The sequence below is a fragment of the Sphingomonas flavalba genome (assembly GCF_004796535.1).
In the GTDB taxonomy this organism is placed as follows: domain Bacteria; phylum Pseudomonadota; class Alphaproteobacteria; order Sphingomonadales; family Sphingomonadaceae; genus Sphingomonas_L; species Sphingomonas_L flavalba.
The window spans coordinates 1-26,180 of sequence record NZ_SPHY01000017.1 but is presented as its reverse complement, the minus strand read 5'-3'; the positions used below and the strand labels follow the sequence as shown (position 1 = coordinate 26,180).

Annotated in this window: 23 protein-coding genes; 11 read left to right on the top strand and 12 right to left on the bottom strand. The window is 66.7% G+C overall.

Annotated features, from left to right (window positions below):
• Positions 1–79: 79 nt before the first annotated feature.
• Positions 80–1,108: an aspartate-semialdehyde dehydrogenase gene (locus tag E4A53_RS13135; RefSeq protein WP_136163568.1), complete on the top strand. Its 1,029-nt coding sequence runs from the start codon at positions 80–82 to the stop codon at positions 1,106–1,108.
• A 131-nt stretch (positions 1,109–1,239) separates the two neighbouring features.
• On the opposite strand, the gene E4A53_RS13130 is transcribed toward E4A53_RS13135, so the two are convergent.
• The 3 genes from E4A53_RS13130 to E4A53_RS13120 are packed head-to-tail and all read right to left on the bottom strand — an operon-like array spanning position 1,240 to position 4,286.
• Positions 1,240–2,784, bottom strand: coding sequence for a DHA2 family efflux MFS transporter permease subunit (locus E4A53_RS13130; RefSeq protein WP_136163567.1), 1,545 nt, complete (start codon positions 2,782–2,784; stop codon positions 1,240–1,242).
• Positions 2,774–3,847, bottom strand: a complete 1,074-nt coding sequence (locus E4A53_RS13125) for an HlyD family secretion protein (protein WP_136163566.1) — start codon at positions 3,845–3,847, stop codon at positions 2,774–2,776. Before E4A53_RS13125 ends, E4A53_RS13130 begins: the two co-directional genes overlap by 11 nt.
• Complete coding sequence (locus tag E4A53_RS13120; protein ID WP_136163565.1) at positions 3,840–4,286, bottom strand: MarR family winged helix-turn-helix transcriptional regulator; 447 nt, start codon at positions 4,284–4,286, stop codon at positions 3,840–3,842. Before E4A53_RS13120 ends, E4A53_RS13125 begins: the two co-directional genes overlap by 8 nt.
• 118 nt (positions 4,287–4,404) lie before the next feature.
• On the opposite strand from E4A53_RS13120, the gene E4A53_RS13115 reads away from it, so the two are divergent.
• Genes E4A53_RS13115 through E4A53_RS13105 form a run of 3 tightly spaced genes read left to right on the top strand, consistent with a single transcriptional unit; the run spans position 4,405 to position 7,484 of the window.
• Entirely contained in the window at positions 4,405–4,851 is a 447-nt protein-coding gene (locus E4A53_RS13115; RefSeq protein ID WP_136163564.1) for a GFA family protein, read from the top strand.
• Positions 4,848–5,603, top strand: a complete 756-nt coding sequence (locus E4A53_RS13110; RefSeq protein ID WP_136163563.1) for an alpha/beta fold hydrolase — start codon at positions 4,848–4,850, stop codon at positions 5,601–5,603. The genes E4A53_RS13115 and E4A53_RS13110 overlap by 4 nt, the downstream gene beginning before the upstream one ends.
• Before the next feature lie 51 nt (positions 5,604–5,654).
• Positions 5,655–7,484 carry a M2 family metallopeptidase gene (locus E4A53_RS13105; RefSeq protein WP_136163562.1) on the top strand — a complete coding sequence of 610 codons (1,830 nt, stop codon included), beginning with the start codon at positions 5,655–5,657 and terminating at the stop codon, positions 7,482–7,484.
• Positions 7,485–7,509: 25 nt separating this feature from the next.
• Here E4A53_RS13105 and E4A53_RS13100 read toward each other — a convergent pair whose 3' ends face one another.
• Positions 7,510–7,812 (bottom strand): PilZ domain-containing protein, encoded by a 303-nt coding sequence (locus E4A53_RS13100; RefSeq protein ID WP_136163561.1) that lies wholly within the window; start codon positions 7,810–7,812, stop codon positions 7,510–7,512.
• Positions 7,813–7,955: 143 nt separating this feature from the next.
• Entirely contained in the window at positions 7,956–9,182 is a 1,227-nt protein-coding gene (gene tyrS, locus E4A53_RS13095; protein ID WP_136163560.1) for a tyrosine--tRNA ligase, read from the bottom strand.
• 32 nt (positions 9,183–9,214) lie between these two features.
• On the opposite strand from tyrS, the gene E4A53_RS13090 reads away from it, so the two are divergent.
• Positions 9,215–9,763 (top strand): DOMON-like domain-containing protein, encoded by a 549-nt coding sequence (locus E4A53_RS13090; RefSeq protein ID WP_136163559.1) that lies wholly within the window; start codon positions 9,215–9,217, stop codon positions 9,761–9,763.
• Positions 9,760–10,962 (top strand): exo-beta-N-acetylmuramidase NamZ family protein, encoded by a 1,203-nt coding sequence (locus E4A53_RS13085; protein WP_136163558.1) that lies wholly within the window; start codon positions 9,760–9,762, stop codon positions 10,960–10,962. Before E4A53_RS13090 ends, E4A53_RS13085 begins: the two co-directional genes overlap by 4 nt.
• Positions 10,963–10,995: 33 nt before the next feature.
• Here the strand turns inward: E4A53_RS13085 and E4A53_RS13080 are convergent, their stop codons facing one another.
• Positions 10,996–12,174: a vWA domain-containing protein gene (locus E4A53_RS13080; RefSeq protein WP_136163557.1), complete on the bottom strand. Its 1,179-nt coding sequence runs from the start codon at positions 12,172–12,174 to the stop codon at positions 10,996–10,998.
• Positions 12,175–12,265: 91 nt separating this feature from the next.
• Here E4A53_RS13080 and E4A53_RS13075 point away from each other — a divergent pair, with 91 nt between their 5' ends.
• Positions 12,266–13,669, top strand: a complete 1,404-nt coding sequence (locus E4A53_RS13075; protein ID WP_136163556.1) for a methyl-accepting chemotaxis protein — start codon at positions 12,266–12,268, stop codon at positions 13,667–13,669.
• Positions 13,670–13,702: 33 nt separating this feature from the next.
• On the opposite strand, the gene E4A53_RS13070 is transcribed toward E4A53_RS13075, so the two are convergent.
• From E4A53_RS13070 to E4A53_RS13050, 5 genes are all read right to left on the bottom strand, one after another.
• The gene (locus E4A53_RS13070) at positions 13,703–14,551 is read right to left on the bottom strand and encodes an AAA family ATPase (RefSeq protein WP_136163555.1); all 849 of its coding nucleotides are present in this window, start codon (positions 14,549–14,551) and stop codon (positions 13,703–13,705) included.
• Positions 14,552–14,613: 62 nt separating this feature from the next.
• Positions 14,614–15,282: a DUF6975 family protein gene (locus E4A53_RS13065; protein WP_136163554.1), complete on the bottom strand. Its 669-nt coding sequence runs from the start codon at positions 15,280–15,282 to the stop codon at positions 14,614–14,616.
• A gap of 144 nt (positions 15,283–15,426) precedes the next feature.
• Positions 15,427–17,457 (bottom strand): RNA polymerase sigma factor RpoD, encoded by a 2,031-nt coding sequence (gene rpoD / locus E4A53_RS13060; protein ID WP_136163553.1) that lies wholly within the window; start codon positions 17,455–17,457, stop codon positions 15,427–15,429.
• On the bottom strand, positions 17,458–19,323 hold the full coding sequence (dnaG, locus tag E4A53_RS13055) for a DNA primase (protein ID WP_136163552.1): 1,866 nt from the start codon (positions 19,321–19,323) through the stop codon (positions 17,458–17,460). It lies immediately after the preceding gene.
• A gap of 7 nt (positions 19,324–19,330) precedes the next feature.
• Positions 19,331–19,786, bottom strand: coding sequence for a GatB/YqeY domain-containing protein (locus tag E4A53_RS13050; protein ID WP_136163551.1), 456 nt, complete (start codon positions 19,784–19,786; stop codon positions 19,331–19,333).
• Between the two features lie 127 nt (positions 19,787–19,913).
• On the opposite strand from E4A53_RS13050, the gene carA reads away from it, so the two are divergent.
• The 4 genes from carA (at position 19,914) to E4A53_RS13030 (ending at position 25,750) form a co-directional block, all read left to right on the top strand.
• The gene (carA, locus tag E4A53_RS13045) at positions 19,914–21,071 is read left to right on the top strand and encodes a glutamine-hydrolyzing carbamoyl-phosphate synthase small subunit (RefSeq protein WP_136163550.1); all 1,158 of its coding nucleotides are present in this window, start codon (positions 19,914–19,916) and stop codon (positions 21,069–21,071) included.
• 100 nt (positions 21,072–21,171) lie between these two features.
• Positions 21,172–24,507: a carbamoyl-phosphate synthase large subunit gene (carB, locus tag E4A53_RS13040; RefSeq protein WP_136163549.1), complete on the top strand. Its 3,336-nt coding sequence runs from the start codon at positions 21,172–21,174 to the stop codon at positions 24,505–24,507.
• A 78-nt stretch (positions 24,508–24,585) separates the two neighbouring features.
• Positions 24,586–25,065, top strand: a complete 480-nt coding sequence (gene greA, locus E4A53_RS13035) for a transcription elongation factor GreA (protein ID WP_136163548.1) — start codon at positions 24,586–24,588, stop codon at positions 25,063–25,065.
• A gap of 55 nt (positions 25,066–25,120) precedes the next feature.
• Positions 25,121–25,750, top strand: coding sequence for a rhomboid family intramembrane serine protease (locus E4A53_RS13030; protein ID WP_136163581.1), 630 nt, complete (start codon positions 25,121–25,123; stop codon positions 25,748–25,750).
• Positions 25,751–25,789: 39 nt separating this feature from the next.
• Here E4A53_RS13030 and E4A53_RS13025 read toward each other — a convergent pair.
• On the bottom strand, positions 25,790–26,180 hold a 391-nt coding region (locus E4A53_RS13025), incomplete at its 5' end, for a GcrA family cell cycle regulator (protein ID WP_239018303.1).

The following is a 26,180-nucleotide window of genomic DNA, read 5'->3' as shown; positions in this document are numbered from 1 at the left end:
CTTTAGTACGCCAAACCTGTCCGCGCTGGACATCCGGCCAGCGGCGAGTATTGACGCGCTGCACCAAAGGAGCAGTCAGATGGGTTATCGGGTCGTTGTTGCGGGCGCCACCGGCAATGTCGGGCGCGAGATGCTGAACATTCTCGCCGAACGCGAATTCCCGATTGACGAGATTGCGGTGCTCGCCTCGTCGCGCTCGGCGGGGGATCAGGTCGAATTCGGCGAAACCGGCCGGATGCTGACGATCAAGAATATCGAGCATTTCGACTGGGCCGGCTGGGACATGGCGCTGTTCGCCATCGGGTCGGAAGCGACGGCGATCTATGCGCCGATCGCAGCCAAGGCCGGCTGCACGGTGATCGACAACAGCTCGCTCTACCGGATGGACCCGGACGTGCCGCTGATCGTGCCGGAAGTGAATGCCGATGCGATCGACGGCTATACGAAGAAGAACATCATCGCCAATCCCAACTGCTCGACGGCGCAGATGGTCGTCGCGCTGAAGCCGCTGCATGATGCGGCGACGGTCACCCGTGTCGTCGTTTCGACCTACCAGTCGGTATCCGGCGCCGGCAAGGCGGGGATGGACGAGCTGTTCGAGCAGAGCCGCAATATCTTCGTCGGCGACAGCGCCGAGCCGAAGAAGTTCACCAAGCAGATCGCGTTCAACGTCATCCCGCATATCGACAGCTTCCTCGACGATGGTTTCACCAAGGAAGAATGGAAGATGGTGGTCGAGACCAAGAAGATCCTCGACCCGCACATCAAGATCGTCGCCACCTGCGTGCGAGTGCCGGTGTTTGTCGGCCATTCCGAGGCGCTGACCATCGAGTTCGAGAAGGAAATTTCCGCCGAACAGGCGCAGGCGGTGCTGCGTGAGGCGCCCGGCGTCATGCTGGTCGACAAGCGCGAGAACGGCGGATACGCGACGCCGGTCGAATGCGTCGGCGATTTCGCTACCTATGTCAGCCGCGTGCGCGAGGACCCGACCACCGACAACGGCCTGGTGCTGTGGTGCGTGTCCGACAATCTTCGCAAGGGTGCCGCGCTGAACGCGGTGCAGATCGCCGAACTGCTCGGCCGGCGCCACCTGAAGAAAGCGGCCTGAGCCCGCCCGGAGTTTGTCCGCTTCGAGCGGAATCGGCACCGGCCCGCGCCCCCACCCGGCCTCCCAACGGCAGTATCATATGGGAGGCCGGGTGGGGGCGCGGGCCGGTGCCGCTTAAAACAGGACAAGCTCTATTCCATCGTGACGTGCTGCGGCGCGCCGGCTTCACGTGCCGGCCGCCGCAGAAGCACGACCAGCGGTATCGCCAGCACGGTGACGATCATCATCAGCTTGAAGTCGTCGAGATAGGCGATCATCAGCGCCTGCCGGTTGATCTCGGCATCGATCATCGCCAGCGCCGTCGTCCCGGCGTCACCCAGCATCTGGGCATTGCCCGGGTCGATCGACGGCAGGCTGAATGGCGTGACGTGGCCGCTCAGGTCGGCATGGCTGACCTGTGTGTTGCGGACCAGCATCATCATCACCAGCGAGATGCCGGCGGATGAGCCGACGCTGCGGAACAGGTTGAGCAGGCTGGCGCCCTCCGTGCGGTGGCGCGGGGCGAGGGTGGCGAAGGCGCTCATGTTGAGCGGAATGAACACCAGCCCCATGCCCAGCCCCTGAACGGTGCCGCTGACCACGATCATGTACCAGTCCATGTCGAGCGACCAGATCGTCATCTGCCACAGCGAGAAGGCGGCGATGGTCATGCCGCTGCCGATCAGGATGCGCGCGTCGACCTTGCCGCTCAACTGCCCGGCGATCCACATGCTGATCAGCACGCCGACGCCGCGCGGGGCGAGCAGGATACCGGTGTCGATCACCGAATAGCCCCAGAGCGTCTGCAGCATCGGCGGCAGCAGCGCCATCGTCGCGAACATCATCAGGCCGATGACCAGCATGAAGAACAGCGCGGTCAGCAGGTTGCGATTGAGCAGCAGTTCCCGCTCGAACATCGGCTGCTTCGCGGTGGCGAGGTGGATGGCGAAGATCCAGGCGGCGGCGATCGCCAGCCCGCATTCGAGGATGATCTCCGGCGAGGCGAACCAGTCCTCTTGCTGGCCGCGGTCGAGCATGATCTGGAACGCGGCGATCGCCAGCGCCAGCATCAGGAAGCCGAACAGGTCGAACCGCCGCCGGACCAGCGGCCGCGACGGCAGCAGCCAGGCCATCATGATCAGCGTGACGATGCCGACCGGTAGGTTGACGTAGAAGCACCAGCGCCAGCTGAAATTGTCGGTCAGCCAGCCGCCGAGCACTGGCCCCATGATCGGCCCGACCATGATGCCCATGCCCCAGACCGCCATCGCCTTCGCCTGCCGTTCCGGCGGGTTGATGTCGAGCATCACGGTTTGCGACAGCGGGTTGATGAACGCGGCGGCGACGCCCTGGAATGCGCGGAACACCACCATCTCGCCCAGGCTGGTGGCGATGCCGCACAGCATCGACGCGACGACGAAGGCGGCAAGCGCGCCGAGGAACAGATTGCGCGACCCGACCCGGTCGGACAGCCAGCCGGTGATCGGCATCGCGATCGCCGAGGCCACGATATAGCTGGTCAGCACCCAGGTGACGCTGTCGACCGTCGCGTTCAGCGACGCCTGCATGTGGGGCAGGGCGACGTTGGCGATGGTGGTGTCGAGGATCTGCATCACCGTTGCCATCATGACGGCAACGGTCAGAAGGCCGCGGTGCCGGACCGGCAGCGCGGCGCCCTGATCGGGATCAGCCGCCATCGGGCTTGGTGTCGACCTTCACATGTGCGCTCTGCCCCGCGATCAGCTGACGCGGCGGTGTGCCGTCGATCGCGATGCGGACCGGTATGCGCTGGGTCACCTTCACCCAGTTGCCGTTGGCGTTCTGCGCCGGCAGCACCGAGAATTCCGATCCGGTGCCGGCACCGATGCTCTCGACATGGCCTTTGAGCGTGATCCCCGGAAACGCGTCGAACTTGACCACCGCAGGCTGGCCGACGCGCATGTTGTCCAGTTCGGTTTCCTTGAAATTGGCCTCGACCCACGACTGGCCATTGATGACGATGCTGACGGCCGGCAGGCCGGATATCATCATCTGGCCGACCTGCAGGCGCGTCGACTGGCTGACCTGGCCGGGTACCGGTGCCCGCACCTCCGTCCGCTCCAGATCGAGCTTCGCCTTGTCGCGCACGGCCATGGCCGCGGCGATCTGCGGGTTGACCCCGGGCACCGCGCTACCGGTCGCCAGCTTGGCCTGCGCCTCGGCGGCGCTGTCGACGGCGTTGCGCAACTGGACGTTGGCCTGCTGCAGCGCGTGCTCGGCCTGCTGCATGCGGGCGAGGGTGGTGAAGCCGCGCTTCATCAGCGCCGCCTGCCGGTCGTAGTCCTCCTGCGCGAACTTGATCGCGTCGCGCGCGCCGATGATGTCGCCCTGCGTTGCGCGGTAGCTGGATTGCAGGCTGGTCACGCCGACCTGCGCGGTGGCGAGCGCGGCGTTGGCCTGTTCAAGCGCGATGCGGTACGGGTCGGGGTCGATGCGGAACAGCAGGTCCCCGGCCTTCACCGTCTGGTTCTCGCGCACCGCCACGGCGACGATGCGGCCGGCGACGTCGGCGCTGACCGACACCTTGTCCTGCTGGACATAGGCGTTGTCGGTGCCGACATAGCGGCCGGAGGTCAGCCACAGATAGGCGCCGCCGGCGAGCAGCAGTAGCGGCAGGGACAGCATCAGCGCAAGGCGCGGCACCCGGCGCCGGCGGGGCACTTGCTCGACCGGCGCTTCCACCTCTCCCGCGGCGATGATCGGGCGGTCGGCGTCAGCCATGGGCGATTGCCTTTTCGATTTCGGGGGCGACCAGATTCTGCCTGATCCGCGTCAGCATCTCGTTCAGCCGGGCGCGGTCGGCATCGGCGATGTCGTCCATACATTCCTCGAACAGCGAGTCGGCGAGCGCGCGCAGCTGGCCGAGGATCGGGTGCGCCTGTTCGGTCAGGTAGAGCTGCCAGGCGCGCCGGTCCGCCGGGTCGCGCCGGCGCTCGACCAGCCCGGCGTCCTGCAGCCGGTCAACCATCCGGCACAGGGTGATCGGCTCGACGTCGATCAGTTCGGCGAGCGTGCCCTGATTGGCGCCTTCGTTGCGGGACAATGTGAACAGCATCCGCCACTGCGGGCGAGTGACGCCGATCCGGCGCGCGCGCTCGTCGAAGCGCCGGCGCATCAGCCGGGAAATGTCGCCGATCAGAAAAGCGGTCGAGTCGCTCATGACACGTGAAATAATAAGCGGTGCATATTATTACAACGCTTAGTTGCGCCGCAACATCGCTGCCGCGTGTTCAGCTTTGCCGCCGTCGGCGGTAACAAGCGGACATGGGAGATTCGCGATGAGCGACGAAATGACCGGCGGCTGCCAGTGCGGCCGCATCCGCTATGCCGTGACGATCGACAATGACGACGCCTATCTGTGCCACTGCCGCATGTGTCAGCGGGCGACCGGCGGCGTGTCGATCGCGTTCCGCAACGTGCCGCGCGCCGCCGTGCGCTGGCTGACAGCGGAGCCGGACTATTATCGTTCCTCGCCGATCGCGCAGCGCGGCTTCTGCGCCGCCTGCGGCACGCCGCTGACCTTCCGCTTCGACGAGGGAGAGAATATCGACCTGACCGTCGGCAGTTTCGACGACCCGTCGCGCTTCGTTCCGCGCCACCATTTCGGCGCCGAGAGCCTGCACGCGGCATGGATCGACACCGGTAAGCTGGAGCGGTATCGCTGCGACCAGAATCCGGGGTTGGTCGATCGCTGGACCAAGGCGACCGGCGGGATGCCGGCATGACCGCAATCCAGCATTTCACTGCTCCCGACGGCACCCGGCTGGCGTGGCGGGAGGTCGGCGCCGGGCGGCCGCTGCTGCTGATCCATGGCTATTTCTCCAACGCGCAGACCAACTGGATCCGCTACGGCCATGCCGAGGCGATCGCCGCGCGCGGCTTTCGTGTCATCATGCCGGACCTGCGCGGCCACGGTGACAGCGACAAACCGCATGACCCGGCCCGCTACCCGCCCGACATACTGGCCGACGACGGTTTCGCGCTGCTCGCCCATCTCGGCCTGGCGGACGGGGAGTATGATCTGGCCGGCTATTCGCTGGGCGGGCGGACGGCGGTGCGGATGCTGGTGCAGGGTGTCCGCCCGCGCCGGGCGGCGCTGTGCGGCATGGGGTTGCAAGGCATATTGGATACGCGGGGGCGGGGCGGCTATTTCCGCCACGTCCTCACCAACCTCGGCAGCTTTCCGCGCGGCAGCGCGGAGTGGCTGACCGAAGGGTTCCTGAAGACCACCGGCGGCGATGCCGAGGCGCTGCTGCTGATCCTCGACACCTTCGTCGACACGCCGGAGGCGGCGCTGGCGACGATCGCCTGCCCGGTGCTGGTAGTCACCGGCAGCGAGGATGACGACAACGGCTCGGGCGAGGCGCTTGCCGCTGCGATCCCCGGCGCGCGGTTTCAGTCCGTTCCCGGCAACCACATGAGCGCGGTGACGAAGCCGGAGCTGGGGCGGGCGATCGCCGACTTTCTGGCGGCTTGACCGGCCCCGCCCGGCCGCTCACTCTGCCCCCATGCAAAGGGGGATTTGCCCATGAAAGCCGTAATTTCTACATTGGCGCTGGCCGCCGCCCTCGCCCTGCCGGGCGCGTCCGGCGGCGCCCAGCCCGCCACCACCAGCCAGCCGACCGCGGCGGAGGCCGACGCCTTCGTCGCGGCGGCGGAAAAGGAACTGGCCGATTTCTCGGTCGACGCGGGCCGCGTCGCCTGGATCAACAACACCTACATTACTGACGACACCGACGCGATCGCCGCCATCTATGCGGAGAAGGGCACCGACATCCAGGTCCGCCTGGCCAAGCGTGCGGCGCAATTCCTGGCGGTGCCCGGCCTGTCGTTCGACACGAAGCGCAAGCTGGATCTGCTGCGCGGCGGCATCGTCCTGCCGGCGCCGACGACGCCGGGCGCGGCGAAGGAGCTGGCGGAAATCACCACCCGCCTCAATTCCACCTACGGCAAGGGCCGGGGTACGCTGAAAGGCCAGCCGATCAGCGGCAGCGACATCGAGGCGGCGATGGGCACCAATCGCAATCCAGACGAGCTGAAGGAGATGTGGGCGAGCTGGCACGACAATGTCGGTCGGCCGATGCGCGCCGACTATGCGCGGATGGTGGAGATCGCCAACCGGGGCGCGGTCGAGCTCGGTTATGGCGATGTCGGCGCGATGTGGCGGTCGCAATACGACATGGCGCCCGACGCGTTCGCCGCGCTGGCCGACAAGCTGTGGGGAGAGGTGAAGCCGCTCTACGACCAGCTTCACTGCTACACCCGCGCCAAGCTGAACGAAAAATATGGCGACGCGGTGCAGCCGAAGGCCGGGCCGATCCGCGCCGACCTGCTCGGCAACATGTGGGCGCAGGAATGGGGCAATATCTACGACGTGGTCGCCCCGGCGGGTACGGGCGCCATCGGCTATGACATCGGCGCGCTGCTGAAGGCGCAGAATTACGACGCGCTGAAAATGGTCCGCACCGGCCAGGCCTTCTATTCGTCGCTCGGCTTCGCGCCGTTGCCCGACAGCTTCTGGACGCATTCGATGTTCGTGAAGCCGGCGGATCGAGAGGTGGTCTGCCACGCCTCCGCCTGGGACGTCGACAACAAGGACGACCTGCGCATCAAGATGTGCATCAAGGTCAATTCCGACGATTTCGTGACCATCCACCACGAACTGGGCCACAACTATTACCAGCGCGCCTATAACAAGCAGCCCTTCCTCTACCTGAACGGCGCCAATGACGGTTTCCACGAGGCGATCGGCGATTTCGTCGCGCTGTCGATCACCCCGGACTATCTGGTCAGGATCGGCCTGCTTGACGCCGCGCAGGTGCCGGGGCCGGACAAGGACATCGGCCTGCTGCTGCGCCAGGCGATGGACAAGGTGGCGTTCCTGCCGTTCGGCCTGCTGATCGACAAATGGCGCTGGGGCGTGTTCTCCGGCGCGATCGCCCCGGCGGACTACAACAAGGCGTGGACGGCGCTGCGCCTGCAATATCAGGGCATCACCCCGCCGGTTGCGCGCGACGACGCGGTGGCGTTCGACCCCGGCGCCAAATACCATGTGCCGGGCAACACGCCCTACACCCGCTATTTCCTCGCCCGCATCCTGCAGTTCCAATTCTATCAGGCCGCGTGTCGGCAGGCGGGCTGGACCGGGCCGCTCCATCGCTGCTCGTTCTACAACGACAAGAAGGTGGGGGAGCGGCTCAACGCGATGCTGGAAATGGGGATGTCGAAACCCTGGCCGGACGCGCTGGAGGCGTTCACCGGTAGCCGGGAGATGAGCGGCAAGGCGATGCTCGCCTATTTCCAGCCGCTGGCCGGCTGGCTGAAGGAGCAGAACAAGGGCAGGCGCTGCGGCTGGTAGGCCGGCATCCGACCGGGCCGGTCGCTCAGCGCGTCTGGGCGACCAGTTCGGACAATAGAGAGAGATAGGGGGCGAGGCCGATCATTTCCTCGAACCGGCAGCCGATGCGGCCGCCGAGCGCCCAGCGCACCTCCGCCGCGACCGCCCCGACGACCGGCAGGCGGATGGTGATCCGGTCGCCCTCGGCGAAATCGCCCTCGCTGCGCGCCATGAAGCCGGATGCGGAGATGTTGACGACCTGCGCCGGCTCGACTGAGCCGTCGGCGGTGGTGCAGCGCGTCCGGTAGAACACGTCCTCGCGCTCGGCGTCGCGTTGCTCGGCAGGCATCACATTTTGGGCGTAGGCCGCCATACGCGTATCCACAGTAACCGGGGGCAGGCCCCCACACTGGCCATGCCTAGGCGGCAAAACTTAAACCGGATGCAAGATATGGTCTTAAGGCCGGTTAACCATGCCCGCCGCCGGGCTGGTCAGCGCAGCAGCAGGCCGTGATTCTTCTTGCCGGCGGACAGGCGCACTGGCGCGTCGCCCAATGTGACGACTGCCGCTTCGTCGCTGATCCGCTCGCCGTCGATCCGGGCGCCACCGCCCTTGATCAGCCGCCGCGCCTCGCCCTTGGATGCGGCAAGGCCGAGGGCGACCAGCGCGTCGACGATGCCGATCCTGTCGGCACCGACATGATGGCGGGGCAGGGCATCGCCGGCGGCGCCTTCCTCGAAGGTGCGGCGGGCCGTCTCTGCCGCGTCCGCCGCCGCCGCCTCGCCATGGGCAAGGGCGGTCGCGGCGTCGGCTAGCTGCTTCTTGGCGGCGTTGATCTCGGCGCCGCCCAGCGCCTCCAGCCGGGCGATCTCGTCGAGCGGCAGATCGGTGAACAGGCGCAGGAACCGGCCGACGTCGCCGTCCTGGGTGTTCCGCCAGAACTGCCAGTAATCGTAGGGCGACAGTGATTCGGCGTTCAGCCACACCGCGCCGGATACCGTCTTGCCCATCTTGCCGCCGTCGGCGGTGGTGATCAGCGGCGTCGTCAGGCCGTAGACCTGGGTGCCGTCGATCCGCCGCGTCAGCTCGATGCCGTTGACGATGTTGCCCCACTGGTCGGAGCCGCCCATCTGCAACCGGCAGCCGACCCGCCGGGCGAGTTCGCGGAAATCATAGGCTTGCAGGATCATGTAGTTGAATTCGAGGAAGCTCAGCGATTGCTCGCGATCGAGCCGCAGCTTGACCGAATCGAAGCTGAGCATCCGGTTGATCGAGAAATGCTGGCCGATCTCGCGCAGGAACGGGATGTATTCCAGCTTGTCGAGCCAGTCGGCATTGTCGACCATGATCGCGTCGGTCGGCCCGTCGCCGAAGGTCAGAAACCGGTCGAACACCTTGCGGATTCCGGCGACGTTGGCGGCGATCGTCGCGTCGTCGATCAGCTTGCGTGCCTCGTCCTTGAAGCTCGGGTCGCCGATCTTCGACGTGCCGCCGCCCATCACCACGATCGGCTTGTGCCCGGCCTGCTGCAACCGGCGTAGCATCATGATCTGGACGAGGCTGCCGACGTGCAGCGACGGCGCGGTCGCGTCGAAACCGATATAGCCGGGGACGATCTGGCTCGCCGCCAGCCGGTCTAGCCCTTCGGCGTCGGTCAATTGATGGATGTAGCCGCGCTCGGCGAGCAGGCGTAGGAGGCTGGACGAATATTCGGTCATGACGCGGCGGCGCTTAACACGGAGGACAAGGGTTGAGTAGCGTGTTGGCGGAGCGCCGCCTGATTCCGCACCCTGATTTCCCGATGCCGGTGATCACGGCGCTCGTGGTCAGGCTATCGCGCGCCAAAGGCGAGGCGCTGCTGGTCGAATTCACGGTGAGCGGGGAAATCGCCGCCCTCCGCCTGCCGCCACTGGCCCCGCCCGAGCGGACGGACGAACTGTGGCGCCACACCTGTTTCGAGGCGTTCGGCGCCGATCCGGCCGGGCCGGGTTATCTGGAATACAACCTCGCGCCATCCAGTGCCTGGGCGGCCTATCGGTTCGACGGCTACCGCACCGGGATGCGCGCCGCCGATGTGCCGCCGCCGTCGATCGTCGCCACCGCCGACCCGGCGCGGCTGACTCTCGCCGTGCGGCTGGCGCTGCCGGTGGGCGGGGCAGGGCGGCTCGGCCTGTCGGCGGTGATCGAGGATCGCGGCGGCCGCCTGTCTTACTGGGCGCTCGCCCACCCGCCCGGCGCCCCCGATTTTCATCACGGGGATTGCTTTGCGCTCCAACTCCCGGCAGCGGACGGGGCATGAAATTCGGCATCGACCGGCTGCTCGCCGTACCGGCCCTGCGCGCCCCGCTCGAAGGGCGTCGCGTCGCGCTGCTCGCCCACCCAGCCTCCGTCCTCCCCGACCTGACCCACGCGCTGGACGCGCTGGCGGCCTGCCCGGACATCCGCCTGACCGCCGCTTTCGGCCCGCAGCACGGGCTGCGCGGCGACAAGCAGGACAATATGGTCGAGAGCGCCGACTATCTCGATCCGGTGCTCGGCGTCCCGGTGTTCAGCCTGTATGGTGAGGTGCGCCGCCCGACCGATGCGATGATGGACAGTTTCGACGTGCTGCTCGTCGACCTGCAGGACCTAGGGTGCCGCATCTATACGTTCATTACCACGCTGCGCTACGTGCTGGAGGCGGCGGCGCGGCACGGCAAGGCGGTGTGGGTGCTCGATCGCCCCAATCCCGCCGGTCGCCCCGTCGAGGGACTGACGCTCCGCCCCGGCTGGGAAAGTTTCGTTGGCGCCGGGCCGATGCCGATGCGCCACGGCCTGACGCTGGGCGAGCTTGGCCTGTGGTTCGCCGACCGGCTGAAGCTGGATGTCGACTATCGGATGATTGCGATGGAGGGCTGGCAACCGGAGGAGGCGCCCGGTTTCGGCTGGCCGCTCGGCACGCGCAGTTGGGTCAACTCCAGCCCCAATGCCCCCAGTCTGGCGATGGCGCGCGCCTATGCCGGCACGGTTATGGTCGAGGGGACGACCCTGTCGGAAGGGCGGGGCACCACACGGCCGCTGGAACTGTTCGGCGCGCCGGATATCGATGCGCGGGCGGTGATCGCGGAGATGCGGGCGCTGGCGCCCGGCTGGCTGGGCGGCTGCATCCTGCGCGACTGCTGGTTTGAACCGACCTTTCACAAGCACGCGGGCAAACTGTGCGGCGGTGTCCAGATCCATGTCGACGGCCCGTTCTACGACCACGCCACCTTCCGGCCATGGCGGGTGCAGGCGCTGGGGTTCAAGGCGATCCGCCGGCTCTACCCGGATTATCCGCTGTGGCGCGATTTTCCTTACGAATATGAACTGGACCGGCTGGCGATCGACGTGATCAACGGCGGGCCGGCCCTGCGCGAATGGGTCGACGATGCGGTCGCCGCGCCAGCCGACCTCGACGCGCTGGCGCTGCAGGACGAACAGGACTGGGGCGAGGAGCGCCGGGCTTTCCTGCGCTATTGAGCGGCGGCGCGCAGTCTTTCCCTCCGCCAATTCTCAGCGTTTCCGGCTCAATTCGCGCATCGCCTCGTCGAGGCCGGCCAGGGTCAGTGGGTACATGCGCCCGCCCATCAGTTCGCGCAGCATGCCAACCGACGGCGAATAGCCCCAATGCGCCTCCGCCACCGGGTTCAGCCAGGCGGCGGCGGGGTAGGTATTGACTATCCGCTGCATCCAGACGGCGCCGGCCTCCTCGTTGAAATGTTCGACCGACCCGCCGGGGTGGCTGATTTCATAAGGGCTCATCGCAGCGTCACCGACGAACAGCAGCTTGTAGTCATGGCCGAATTTGTGGAGCACGTCCCAAGTCGGCGTCCGTTCGGTGAAGCGGCGGCGATTGTCCTTCCACACCCCTTCGTACAGGCAGTTGTGGAAATAGAAGAATTCGAGGTTCTTGAACTCGCTGGTCGCGGCGGAGAACAGTTCCTCGCACAGCGTGATATGTGGGTCCATCGATCCGCCGACGTCGAGGAACAGCAGCAGTTTCACCGCATTATGCCGTTCCGGCCGCATGACGACGTCCAGCCAGCCCTGCCGCGCGGTGCCGTCGATCGTCGCGGCGATGTCCAGTTCCTCCGCCGCGCCCTCGCGGGCGAAGCGGCGCAGGCGGCGCAGCGCGACCTTGATGTTGCGGGTGCCGAGTTCGCGGTCGGCGTCGAGGTTGCGGAACGCGCGCTGTTCCCAGACCTTGATCGCCCGGCCGTGCCGCCCTTCGCCGCCGATCCGCACGCCTTCCGGGTTGTAGCCGCCATGGCCGAATGGAGAGGTGCCGCCGGTGCCGATCCATTTGCTGCCGCCTTCGTGCCGCTCCTTCTGCTCCGCCAGCCGCTGCTTCAGCGTCTCCATGATCTCGTCCCAGGAGCCGAGCTTCTTGATCTCGGCCATCTGCGCTTCGGTCAGGTAAAGTTCGGCGAGCTGGCGCAGCCATTCCTCCGGAATGGTGGCATTCTCGGTATCGCCGCCGCCCTCGATCCCCTTGAACACCTTGGCGAAGACCTGGTCGAACCGATCGAGCAGCCCCTCGTCCTTCACGTAGGTAGCGCGCGCCAGATAATAGAAATCCTCCGGCCGCCGGGCGATCACCTCGCGGTCCAGCGCCTCCAGCAGCAGCAGATGCTCTTTCAGCGAGGCGGGGATGCCGGCTGCGCGCAGCGCATCGAGGAAATCGAGGAACATCGCGCCATTCTAGATCGGCGCCGGCGGCGGTCCAGTAGTTAACCGGCAGGCAAGCAATTTCCTCTAAATCGGACAGAAATCGGGGAACGCCATGATACAGGACAAGATTGTCGCAGCCGATCCGGCCGCGATCGAGGGGATGGCCAAGCTGTGCGGCGACCTGGCGGTCGGCTGTACCGACACCGCCGGCCACATCACCGAGGTCGCCGACAGCGTCAGCCGCCAGATCGCGACGATCGCCACCCTCGAACAGATCATCGCCGGACTGGAGGCGGACCAGAGCCGTGTCGCCGATTCCACCGACGAAGCGCGCCTGCTGTCGGAAAAGGCGCGGATCAAGCTGGACGCCGGCGCCCGCGTCATCGCCGAATCGCTGGGCGAATTCATCGCGGTGACCAATCTGGTCGTGAAGCTGGGCGAGCAGGTGACGGAGGTCACCGCCGCGCTCGCCCAGGTCAAGCGCGTGACCCAGAGCATCGACACCATCGCCCGGACCACCAACATGCTGGCGCTGAACGCCGCGATCGAGGCGGAGCGGGCCGGCGATGCCGGGCGGACCTTCGCCGTCGTCGCCGCCGAGGTGAAGAAGCTGGCGCAGAGCACCCGCGCCGCGACCGAGGAGATCGACACGACGATGACCTGGGTCAGCCGCGAGACCGAGGCCTTCGTCGCCGAAGTCCGGACCAGCGTCGACAAGAGCCGGGCGGCCCAGACCAGTCTCGCGACGGTCAACGATTCGGTGGCGGAGGTTGCCCAGATCGTCGAACTGGTCGACCAGCAGAGCGACGGCATCGCCCGCTCGACCAGCCTCATTCATGACAATGTCCTGCGCCTGCGCGACGAGGTCACCGGCTTTGCCGGCGAGGCGCGATCAAGCGAGCGCCGGCTGATCGAAGCGCGGGACAAGACGGTCGAAGTGGAGTTGCTGTCCAACCGGATGTTCGATCAGCTTGTTCACAGCGGCTTCGCCACCGCCGACCGCTGCCTGGTCGACAAGGCGCTGGAAGCGGCTGATCGCGTCCGCGCGCTGGTCGAGGGGGCGATGGCCCGCGGCGAGATCGGCATGGCCGACGTGTTCGACACCGATTACCGGCTGATTCCGGGATCGGAGCCGGAGCGGTTCGACAACCGGTTCAACGATTTCGCCGACCGCTATCTGCGCCCGATCATCGACGAGATCAGCGACTCCTCGGCGGAAATCGAAGGCGCGGTTTGCTCCGATATCAACGGCTATCTGCCGACCCACCAGAGCAGCCGCTCGCAGCCGCCGCGCCCGGGCGACATCGAGTGGAACACCGCCAAATGCCGCAACCGCCGCATCCTCCTGGACGATGCGACCGCCCGCGCGATCAAGAGCGACGCGCCGTTCATGATGGCCGTCTACCGCTTCGAGAAGGGCGACGATTACAGCCTGCTCAAGAACGTCTTCGTGCCGCTCCATTTCAACGGCCGCCGCTGGGGCAATTTCGAGATCGCCTACGTCTCGCGCGATTGAGCGGCGCGGCGGCTGGCCGCGCCAACGCGCGATTTATCGGTTGCCCTGCCGGCGCGCCATGAACGCCAGGCGCTCGAACAGCATCACGTCCTGTTCGTTCTTCAGCAGGGCGCCGTGCAGCGGCGGGATCGCCTTGGTCGGGTCGCGCGTCTGCAGCACCTCCAGCGGCATGTCCTCCGCCAACAGCAGCTTCAGCCAGTCGAGCAGTTCGGATGTCGACGGCTTCTTCTTCAGGCCCGGCACCTCGCGAATCTCATAGAAGATGTCCATCGCCCGGCTGACCAGCGTTTTCTGGATGCCGGGGAAATGGACGTCGACGATCGCCTGCATCGTCTCGCGGTCGGGGAAGCGGATGTAGTGGAAGAAGCAGCGGCGCAGGAAGGCGTCCGGCAGCTCCTTCTCGTTGTTGGAGGTGATGACGACGATCGGTCGTTCGACCGCCTTCACCGTCTCGCCGGTCTCGTAGACGTGGAACTCCATCCGATCGAGTTCCTGCAACAGGTCGTTGGGAAACTCGATGTCGGCCTTGTCGATCTCGTCGATCAGCAGCACCGGCAGGGCAGGAGCGGTGAACGCCTCCCACAGCTTGCCCTTGCGGATGTAGTTGGCGATGTCGTGGACCCGCTGGTCGCCGAGCTGGCCGTCGCGCAACCGGGCGACAGCGTCATATTCGTACAGCCCCTGCTGCGCCTTGGTCGTCGACTTGATCGTCCATTCGATCAGCGGCGCGCCGACCGCCTTGGCGATCTCCGTCGCCAGCACCGTCTTCCCGGTGCCCGGTTCGCCCTTGACCAGCAACGGCCGGCGCAGCGTCACCGCCGCGTTGACCGCCACCTTCAGGTCGTCGGTCGCGACATACTCGCTGGTTCCATCGAAACGCATCGTCATCCTTCCGGCAGCCACCGGCTACCGGATAGGGGTGGGCGCCGGGTGGTGCAACCGGCTCAGGCGCCGCGGGCGGCGCGCCGCGCGTCGAGCAGATCCCACAATCCGCGGTGCTGGGCGAGCATCTGCCGCGCGCCAAAGCCGATCGCGCGCTCGATCCGGCTGGTATCAGCGACGGCCAATGTCACCGCGCGGGTTTCCCGCTCGTCGGGCAGGGCGCAGGCGGGCAGGTGCATGCCGAGCCGGGCGGAGGCGGCGTCGAGCACCGATCGGATCGCCTTCCAGTCCAGCGCCAGCGCCAGCGCGGCGCCGAGCGCGGTGCCGTGCCGGTCGGACTGGGCGAGCATGTCGAGGGCATGGGCCTGCTGAAGCACCGCCGCCTCGCTTTCCGCCTGCCCGGGGGTGCTGGGCAGCGGGCCGGCGGCGACGACCATCTGCGTCAGCGCGGCGCGTTCCTGCGCGAAGCCGATCGCCGCTTCCTGCAACCAGCCCTGCGCGGCGGGATGGCGTTCGCGCTCGGTGGCATAGTCGATGACGCCGGGATGGCGGCCGTGCAGTTCGGTCAGGTAGTGGACGGCATCCGCGAAGTTGCGCGCCGCCGCCGGACCGTCGAGCAACATGCGCGACAGCAGCAGCGGGTGCGCCGCGCTGCCCTCGTTCCTGACCAGCGTAGTCAGAAGGTCGGCGCTGCTGCGTGGCTCGGCAGTGTCGGTCCTCGGTAAAGTCATGTCGGCGCGCACCCTTTTCCCTTATCTCGCCGCCTTTGCGGCGGACGCGGGACTATCGGACACGGCTTATAACCGAAGCGCGTAAAGAGCTGGTTTATGCGATTTTAGCCACGGCTTTCCGCCGCTTGCACGCCACGCTTCGCCTCACTGGTCGAGGAAACTGCGCATTTTGCGTGAACGGCTGGGGTGCTTCAGCTTGCGCAGCGCCTTCGCCTCGATCTGGCGGATGCGTTCGCGGGTGACGCTGAATTGCTGGCCGACCTCTTCCAGCGTGTGGTCGGTGTTCATGCCGATGCCGAAGCGCATGCGCAGCACGCGCTCCTCGCGGGGTGTCAGGCTGGCGAGCACGCGGGTGACGGTTTCCTTCAGGTTGGACTGGATCGCCGCGTCCACCGGGATGACGGCGTTCTTGTCCTCGATGAAATCGCCCAGGTGCGAATCCTCCTCGTCGCCGATCGGCGTTTCGAGGGAGATCGGCTCCTTGGCGATCTTCATCACCTTGCGGACCTTCTCCAGCGGCATGGAGAGGCGCTCGGCCATCTCCTCCGGCGTCGGCTCGCGGCCCTGCTCGTGCAGGAACTGGCGGCTGGTGCGGACCAGCTTGTTGATCGTCTCGATCATGTGGACCGGGATGCGGATCGTCCGCGCCTGGTCGGCGATCGAACGGGTGATCGCCTGGCGGATCCACCACGTCGCGTAGGTGCTGAACTTGTAGCCGCGGCGATACTCGAACTTGTCGACCGCCTTCATCAGGCCGATATTGCCTTCCTGAATGAGATCGAGGAATTGCAGGCCGCGGTTGGTGTATTTCTTGGCGATCGAGATGACCAGGCGCAGGTTCGCCTCGACCATCTCCTTCTTCGCGATACGTGCCTCGCGCTCGCCCTTCTGCACCATGTTGACGATGCGGCGGAACTCGGTCAGCGACATGCCGGTCGCCTGCGCGATTTCACCGATCTCGCTGCGGATGCGATCGACCGCATCGGCCTCGGCGGCAGCGAAGGCGGCCCATTTCTTGTCGATCTTGCCGACGCCGTCGAGCCAGGTCTCGTCCAGCTCATGGTTGACATAGGTGTCGAGGAACGCCTTGCGCGACACCTTGTGGCGCTCGGCAAGGCGCAGCATCTGGCCGCCGAGCGCGGTCAGCCGCCGGTTATAGGCGTAAAGCTGGTCGACCAGATACTCGATCTTGGTCTGGTGGAACTGCACGCTCTCGACCTCGGCGGTCAGGTCCTCGCGCAGCTTGTGGTATTTCTTCTCTTCGGCGGGCGGGAAAGTCTCGCCGGCGCCCAGCGCCTGCAGCCGCGCGACCTGCAGCTTGGAGAATTTGCGGAACACCGTGGTGATCGTCGCGAATTTCTCAAGCGCGGCGGGCTTCAGCAACTCCTCCATTGCCGCCAGCGACAGGGTGTTGTCCTCGTCGTCGTCCTCGACCGGGCGCTTGGCGCGCCGCTCGGTCATCGCGCCTTCCTCGTCGTCGTCGGACGATACTTCCTCGATGTCCTCCTCTTCCTTGTAGGACGGGCCGGCATTCTTCTCGGAAATCTCGCCGTCGCCGCTGTCCTCGTCCTCCAGGCTGTCGGGGGACGGGTCCTTGGTCAGCATCGCGTCGAGGTCGAGGATCTCGCGCAGCTGCATCTGGCCTTCGTTCAGCGCCTGTGACCAGCCGATGATCGCGTTGAAGGTGATCGGGCTTTCGCACAGGCCCAGGATCATCGTGTCGCGGCCGGCCTCGATCCGCTTGGCGATGGCGATCTCGCCCTCGCGGCTGAGCAGCTCGACGGCGCCCATTTCGCGCAGGTACATGCGTACCGGGTCGTCGGTGCGGTCGACGGTCGTCGTCTTCTTCTCGCTGACGGACGGGGCGGGGCCGTCGTGGGTGTCGATCGCCTCCTCTTCCTCGTCCTGATGCGCCTGCTCCTCGGCGTCCTCGCCGGCGTCCTCGTTCTCGACGATGTTGACGCCCATGTCGTTCAGCGCCGACATGATGTCCTCGATCTGCTCGGACGACATCTGGTCCTGCGGCAGAGCCTCGTTCAACTCGTCGTAGGTCAGGTAGCCGCGCTTCTTGCCGCGGGCGATCAGCTTCTTGATCGACGCCTCGTTCAGGTCGATCAGCGGCGCGTCGCCGGTTTCGGTCTTGTCAGCGGCCTCGGCCGTAATCGTCTTCGCCATCTATTCGCCTTCGAACTCCCGGCCGTCCTCGCCGCCCTGCATCAGGTTGGCGAGGCGCCGCTCTACATCGCCCCTCAGACCAAGCAAACGCTGTTGCTCGGCAAAGGTCTCATCATCAAACCGCGCCTGAAGCCGCCCCGTCGCCGCATGCAGCGCCGCGTCGACCTCGGGCCGTGAAACCATCACCTGGATCGCTTCGTCCAGGTCGGCCCGCGCTTTCTCCGGCTCCGCGTCCCTGCGGGTGAAGGAGAAGGGCAGACTGTCAGCCCGCAGCAGCTCATGTGCGACATTATTATACTCGGATGTCGCCAATATGGTCGACAGGCGTCCGTTATCAAGCGTCTGATCGGTGATCGCCACTTCGACCAGCGCCGTCATCAGCCGGGCGATCGCCGGATCGTGGAACTCAAGGCCGGCCAGCGCCTCCATATGGCGGGCGATTTCAGCGGGAAAGCGCAGCAATCCGGCCGCGACGCTCTTCGCCAGAACGCGATCGATGCCGGTTGCGCCGATTCCGCGCGCAGCGGTTGAGGCGGGGCGGGCGAAGCCGCGGATGAACGGCCGTCCGCCGCCGCCGGTCCCGGTGCGCGGCCCGCTGTCGCGGCGGCGGGTCAGGAAGCGCGCTTCGAACCGCTCGCGGAACTCCGCCTGATATTGCTGGCGCACATCGGCGTCGCCGATCGCGGCCGCCATGTCGGCCAGCCGCCGGCGCAGCCCGGCGCGCTGTTCCGGCGTCGCCAGTTCGCCCTCTTCCAGCGCATGGCGCCACAGCCGGTCGACCAGCGGCTCCGGCCGGTCGAGCAGCGCCTCGACCGTCACCACACCGCCGGCGCGGATCAAGTCGTCCGGGTCCTGGCCCGCCGGCAAGGTGACGAAGGCCAGCGATCGGCCGGGGGCGAGCAGGGGCAGGGCGCGCTGCCCGGCGCGGATCGCCGCCTTCTGCCCGGCGGAGTCCCCGTCGAAACACAGGATCGGCACGTCGTTCATCCGCCACAGCCGCTCCAGTTGCGCCTCGGTCAGCGCGGTGCCGAGCGGCGCGACCGCTTCGCCGATGCCGACCTGGGCCAGCGCGATCACGTCCAGATACCCTTCGACGACGATGATCCGCCCGGCCTTGCGCGCCGCCGGCGCCGCCTTGTCGAGGTTGTAGAGGGTGCGGCCTTTGTCGAACAGCGGCGTGTCCGGCGAATTCAGGTATTTCGGCTCGCCCTGGCCGATGATCCGGCCGCCGAAGGCGATCACCCGGCCGCGCGGGTCGCGGATCGGGATCATCAGCCGGTCGCGGAAGCGGTCGTACGGCTCCTTGCCCTCGACCGAAATCAGCAGCCCGGCCTCGACCAGCATCGGGTCGCCGGCTGTCTTCAGCGCGCCGCGCAACTGGCTGCGCGAATCGGGCGCGAAGCCCAGCCCGAACGCGCGGCGGGTCGACTCGCTCACGCCGCGCCGGTCGAGATAAGCGCGCGCGCCGGCGCCGGAAATGCCGTCGAGCTGCTCGGAGAACCAGCGCTGGGCCTCTCCCATCACCCCGTGCAGGGTATCGGCGCGCTCGGCCTCCTCGGCAGCGCGCGGATCGGGTGCCGGCATCTCCATCCCGGCGGCGGCGGCCAGTTCCTTGACCGCGTCGATGAACGGCAGGCCGCGCTGGTCGGTCATCCAGCGGATCGCGTCGCCATGCGCGGAGCAGCCGAAGCAGTGATAAAAACCCTTCTCGTCATTGACGTAGAAGCTGGGCGTCTTCTCGTTGTGAAACGGACAGCAGGCGCGGAACTCCCGCCCCGCCCGCTGCAATTTCACCGTCTTGCCGATCAGCGCCGACAACAGCGTGCGTGCGCGTAGTTCGTCGAGGAAGGCAGCCGAAAGGCTCACCCGGCCCTCAGCCGGCCAGCGCCGCCTTCACCAGCGCGCTGGCCCGGCTCATGTCCAGCGTGCCGGCGTGGCGGGTCTTCAATTCGGCCATCACCTTGCCCATGTCCTTTATGCCGGTCGCGCCGATCTCCGCCTTGATCGCGTCGATCGCGGCGCGCGTCTCGTCGTCGGACAGCATCTTGGGCAGGAAGCGCTCGATCACCGCCACCTCGGCCTTTTCCGCTTCGGCGAGGTCGGTGCGGCCGCCCTGCTCGTAGAGGATGATCGATTCGCGCCGCTGCTTGACCATCTTCTGCAGCACTTCGCTGACCAGTACGTCGTCGTCCGGCGTCATGCTGCTCGTCCGCAGCTCGATGTCGCGGTTCTTGATCGCGGCCTGCACCATGCGGATCGTGCCGGTCGCGGCCTTGTCGCCGGCCTTCATCGCGGCGATCAGCGCGCTCTTTATGTCGTCGCGAATCATCCCGCGCGCTCCATTCGTTTCCGGAAACGTTCTGGATAGCGCGGCCGGGCGATTTTTAATAGATTGACCCGCCTGTGCGTGGCACTTATCGACCGCGCCGTTTACCCAAGCAGGAGCACCCCAGACGATGGCCGAGGCCAGCCCCCCCCGCGCGCGCCAAAAAGCTACCGGGGTGTTGGTATTGGCGTCTGGCGAAGTCGTGTGGGGCAGGGGGTTCGGCGCCCCCGGCCATGCGGTCGGCGAGCTGTGCTTCCACACCGCGATGACCGGCTATCAGGAGATCATGACCGATCCCAGCTTTGCCGGTCAGATCATCACCTTCACTTTCCCCCATATCGGCAATGTCGGCACCAATGCCGAAGATGTCGAGGCGTCCGCCCCCCACGCCCTTGGCTGCGTGGTGCGCGAGGACGTGACCGCGCCCAGCAATTTCCGCAATGTCCAGCCGTTCGACCAGTGGCTGCGCGCCAACGGCCGCATCGGCTTGGCCGGCGTCGATACTCGCGCGCTGACCCGCCGGATGCGGACGCTTGGAGCGCCCAACGCCGTGATCGCCCACGATCCCGACGGCAATTTCGACCTGGACGCGCTGCGCGCGCTGGCCCGCGACTGGCCGGGGCTGGAGGGCATGGACCTCGCCAAGGACGTCACCAACGGCCAGCGCGACTGGACCGGCGGCCCCTGGCATCTGAGCACGGGCTACGAGACGGCGACGGGCGGCGATCGCCCCCACGTTGTCGCGATCGATTACGGCGCCAAGGACAATATCTTCCGCAATTTGGTGAAGGCGGGCGCCCGAGTGACGGTGCTGCCCGCCACCGCCGGCTATGACGAGATCGCGGCGCTGAAGCCGGCCGGCGTGTTCCTGTCCAACGGCCCCGGCGACCCGGCGGCGACGGCTGACTATGCGGTGCCAACGATCCGCAAGCTGCTCGATGCCGACATGCCGATCTTCGGCATCTGCCTCGGCCATCAGCTCCTCGGCCTTGCCGCCGGCGCGCGGACCAGGAAGATGCGCCAGGGCCATCGCGGCGCCAACCATCCGGTCAAGCGGTTGGAGGACGGCGTCGTCGAGATCACCAGCATGAACCACGGCTTCGCGATCGAGAAGGAGACTCTTCCGGCGAACGTCGTCGAAACGCATGTCAGCCTGTTCGACGGCTCCAACTGCGGCATCGCCTTCACCGACAAGCCGGTCTTCGCCGTGCAGTATCATCCGGAGGCCAGCCCCGGCCCGCAGGACAGCTTCTATCTGTTCAAGCGGTTCGTGGAGGGGCTCGCATGAGTCCGTTCCGGCAACAGCGTAAAGCCCCGCCGTCTTCCAATTCCCTCGCCCCTTCCCCCCTGACGGGTGAGGGCGCTTCCAGCATGCACCAAGGCCACTAATGCCCAAAAGAACCGACATCTCCTCGATCCTCGTCATCGGCGCGGGGCCGATCATTATCGGCCAGGCGTGCGAGTTCGACTATTCGGGCACCCAGGCGGTCAAGGCGCTGAAGGAGGAGGGCTACCGGATCATCCTGGTCAACTCCAACCCGGCAACGATCATGACCGATCCGGAGCTGGCCGACGCGACCTATGTTGAGCCGATCACGCCGGAAATCGTCGCCAAGATCATCGAGAAGGAACGCCCCGACGCGGTGCTGCCGACGATGGGTGGGCAGACGGCGCTCAACACCGCGCTCGCCCTCTATAATGACGGCACGCTGGAGAAGTTCGGCGTCCAGATGATCGGCGCAGATGCCGAGGCGATCGACAAGGCCGAGGACCGGCTGAAATTCCGCGACGCGATGGACCGGATCGGGCTGGAAAGCGCCCGTTCGCGCATTGCCCATACGCTGGAAGAAGCGGTGGCGGCGCTCGATCATGTCGGCCTGCCGGCGATCATCCGGCCCAGCTTCACGCTTGGCGGCACCGGTGGCGGCGTCGCCTACAATCGCGACGAATTCGTCAGCGTCGTCACCGGCGGGCTGGATGCGTCGCCGACCACCGAGGTGCTGATCGAGGAATCGCTGCTCGGCTGGAAAGAATATGAGATGGAAGTCGTGCGGGACCGCAACGACAACTGCATCATCATCTGCTCTATCGAGAATGTCGATCCGATGGGCGTCCACACCGGCGATTCCATCACCGTCGCGCCGGCGCTGACGCTGACCGACAAGGAATACCAGATCATGCGCAACGCCAGCATCGCGGTGCTGCGCGAGATCGGGGTGGAAACCGGCGGTTCCAACGTGCAGTTCGCGGTCAATCCCGCCGACGGGCGGCTGGTGGTGATCGAAATGAACCCGCGGGTCAGCCGCTCCTCGGCGCTGGCGTCGAAGGCCACCGGCTTCCCGATCGCCAAGGTCGCGGCGAAGCTGGCGGTCGGCTATTCGCTGGACGAGATCACCAACGACATTACCGGCGTCACCCCGGCCAGTTTCGAGCCGACGATCGACTATGTCGTCACCAAGATTCCGCGTTTCGCCTTTGAAAAGTTCAAGGGGGCGGAGCCGCTGCTGTCAACGTCGATGAAGAGTGTCGGCGAAGTCATGGCAATCGGCCGGAATTTTCACGAAAGCCTGCAAAAGGCACTGCGCGGGCTGGAAACCGGCCTGTCGGGCCTGAACACTGTCGACGCGCTGGCCGGCGCGTCGCGCGACGACATCCTCGCCGCACTGTCGCGCCCGACGCCGGACCGGCTGCTGGTTGCCGCACAGGCGCTGCGCGAGGGGCTGAGCGTTGCCGAGGTCCATCAGGTATCGAAATTCGATCCATGGTTCCTCGACCGCCTGGCGGAGATCGTCGCGGCGGAGCGCGAGGTGGTCGATGGCGGCCTGCCGCAGGATGCCGATGGCCTGCGCCGGCTGAAGGCCCTTGGCTTTTCCGACAAGCGGCTCGCCTGGCTGGCGCTGCAATCCGCCAATCTGCGCCAGGGCATGGACCGGGCGATCGCGCGCGGCTCCGGGCTGGTGCGCGACGCGGTGGTGGCGATGACCGGTGGCGTGACCGAGGACGAGGTGCGCGCGCTGCGCCACAAGCTGGGCGTCCGCCCGGTGTTCAAGCGCATCGACACCTGCGCCGCCGAATTCGACGCGCGCACGCCCTACATGTATTCGACCTACGAGGCGCCGTTCTTCGACGCGCCGGAATGTGAGGCGCAGCCGTCCGACCGCAGGAAAATCGTCATTCTGGGCGGCGGCCCGAACCGGATCGGCCAGGGCATCGAATTCGATTATTGCTGCTGTCACGCCTGCTTCGCGCTGGCCGACGCCGGCTATGAAACGATCATGGTCAACTGCAACCCGGAAACGGTCAGCACCGACTATGACACCTCCGACCGCCTGTATTTCGAGCCGCTGACCGCCGAGGACGTGCTGGAAATCCTGCATGTCGAACAGTCGAAGGGCGAGCTGGTCGGCGTGATCGTCCAGTTCGGCGGCCAGACACCGTTGAAACTGGCGCAGGCGCTTGAGGACGCCGGTATCCCCATTCTCGGCACCAGCCCCGACGCGATCGACCTTGCGGAGGACCGCGAGCGTTTCGCCCGGCTGGTCAACCAGCTGAAGCTGCGCCAGCCCGACAACGGCATCGCCCGCAGCCGGGACGAGGCGGTCGCGGTCGCCGAACGCATCGGCTATCCGGTGCTGATGCGCCCGTCCTACGTGCTTGGCGGCCGAGCGATGGAGGTGGTCGACGGCCAGGCCCAGCTCGATTCCTACATCCAGACGGCGGTGCGCGTGTCGGGGGACAGCCCGGTGCTGATCGATCGCTACCTGCGCGACGCGATCGAGGTCGACGTCGACGCGATCGCCGACGGCACGGACGTCGTCGTCACCGGCGTGATGCAGCATATCGAGGAGGCGGGCGTCCATTCCGGCGACAGCGCCTGTTCGCTGCCGCCTTATAGCCTGAGCGACGCGATCGTCGCCGAGATCGACCGGCAGACCGTGGCGCTCGCCACCGCGCTGAAGGTCAAGGGGCTGATGAACGTGCAGTTCGCGGTCAAGGACGGCGACGTCTATTTGATCGAGGTGAATCCGCGCGCCAGCCGCACCGTGCCGTTCGTCGCCAAGGCGATCGGCACCCCGATCGCCAAGATCGCCGCCCGCGTGATGGCGGGGGAAAAGCTGGCCGATCTGCCGCGGATCGACCGCAAGATCGATCATATCGTGGTAAAGGAGGCGGTGTTCCCGTTCGGCCGCTTCCCCGGTGTCGATCCGGTGTTGTCACCGGAGATGAAATCTACCGGCGAAGTCATGGGAATCGATCTGGATTTCGCCACCGCCTTTGCCAAGGCGCAGATGGGCGCCGGCGCCAGCCTGCCGACCGGCGGCACGGTGTTCGTGTCCGTCAAGGACAGCGACAAGCCGGTCGTCCTGCCGGCGGTGAAGGCGCTGTCCGGGCTTGGTTTCACGATCATCGCTACCGCGGGTACCGCCGGCTACCTGCGGGAAAACGGCGTGGCGGTCGAAACGGTGAACAAGGTCGCGCAGGGGCGCCCGCATATCGTCGACCGGATCAAGGACGGCGATGTCGACCTGATCTTCAACACCACCGAAGGCTGGCAGTCGTTGAAGGATTCGCAATCGATCCGCGCGTCGGCGATTTCCGGCAAGCTGTCCTATTTTACCACCGCCGCCGCCAGTGTCGCGGCGGCCAGGGCGATAGAGGCTTTGCGCGCCCATCCTCTTGAAGTGCGCCCCCTCCAGTCATACTATGAGGGTTTACACGCCTGATCCCGAAATTTTGTTTCGCGGGACGGCGGCCTGGATGACGGGTCGCCGGCCGAGTTTCTTTTGACAAGGGTGGAACGAATGGCAACCGTTGAGAAGCTGCCGATGCTGGCCGAAGGGCACAAGACGCTCTCCGAGGAGCTGCACCGCCTGAAAACCGTCGACCGGCCGGAGGTGATCGCCGCGATCGAGGAAGCGCGCGCCCATGGCGACCTGTCCGAGAACGCCGAATATCACGCGGCCAAGGAGCGGCAGGGCCAGATCGAGGCATCGATCAGCGACATAGAGGATCGGCTGAGCCGCGCCCAGGTGATCGATCCGACGACGCTGTCTGGCGACAAGATCGTGTTCGGCGCAACCGTGACTCTGCTTGACGAGAACGACAAGCCGGTGACCTATCAGATCGTCGGCCAGACCGAGGCCGACGCCAAGCGCGGCCGTATCTCGTACAATTCCCCGCTCGGCCGCGCGCTGATCGGCCGCCGCATCGAGGACGAGATCGAGGTGACGGTGCCGTCCGGCGATCGCTGGTACGTGGTGTCGAAGATCGAATTCATCTAAAGCGCCACGGCGCGGGCCTCGCTGCCGCGCGCCCGAAGGACCAGCCCCGATGCCCATCACGCTTCCGCAAGGCCGGCTGACCCAGGCGCTGCTCTGGGTCACGGCGCTGGTCTATGTCGCGCTGTGGGCGCTGGGCAAGGCCGACGCGGCGACTTATCTCGGCGGCTTCATTCCCGGCCGGATCAGCGGTTTCGTCAACCTGACCGGCGCCGTGCCGGTGTGGCTCACTCCGCTCAGCGCGACGCTGTTGCACGGCGGCGTCGCCCATCTCGGCTTCAATCTGCTGATGCTGGCCTTTTGCGGGCGTTTCGTCGAAAGCGTGGTCGGCGCCGGGCCGTTTGCCGTGCTCTATGGCGTCGGCGCCTATGCATCGGCCGCCGCCCAGTATTTCGCCGGGCCGTTCGCGCCGGAACCGATGATCGGGGCAAGCGGCGCGATCTCTGCGGTGCTTGGCGCCTATGCGGTGCTGTTCAGCCGCCAGCAGGTCCGCGCGATCGGCCCCTTGTCCTCCGCCACCGTCCGGGTGCTGTGGCTGGCGGCGGCGTGGATATTGATCCAGGCGTTGTTCGCGCTGGCCACCGCCGGTTCGCAGATGCACATCGCCGTCGCCGCGCATATCGGCGGCTTTATCGCCGGGCTGCTGCTCGCCCGCCCGTTGCTGCTCTGGCGCTATCGCTCAGCCTGATTCCGGGCTCCTGCCTTCGCAGGAGCGATTTCACCAGTGTCAGCGCACCCGTGGGCCGCCGAACGGCAGCGGCGGCGGCGCGCGCCGGTCGCGGCGCGGCAACTGGGCCTGATAGGCCTGGCCGCAATGTTCGACGCAATAGGGAAAGCCGGGATTGACCGGTTCGCCGCAGAAATGGAAATCCGGCTCGCCGGGGTGGCCGAGCGGCCATTTGCAGATCTTGTCGCTCAGGTCGAGCAACGTCGTCTTGCCCGCCATTTCCGGGCTGGGCTTGGCCGGGACCAGCCGCCGCGGCGGCGCCGGGGCGATCGGCGCCTGCTGGTCGCCCGGCCCCTGGCGCAGGAAGCCGCCCGGGCCGATCGAGCGCAGCTGGACGGCGCCATGGTCGCTCGCCGGTTCCGGCGCGGGCGCGGCGGGCGGCGGTGCTGCC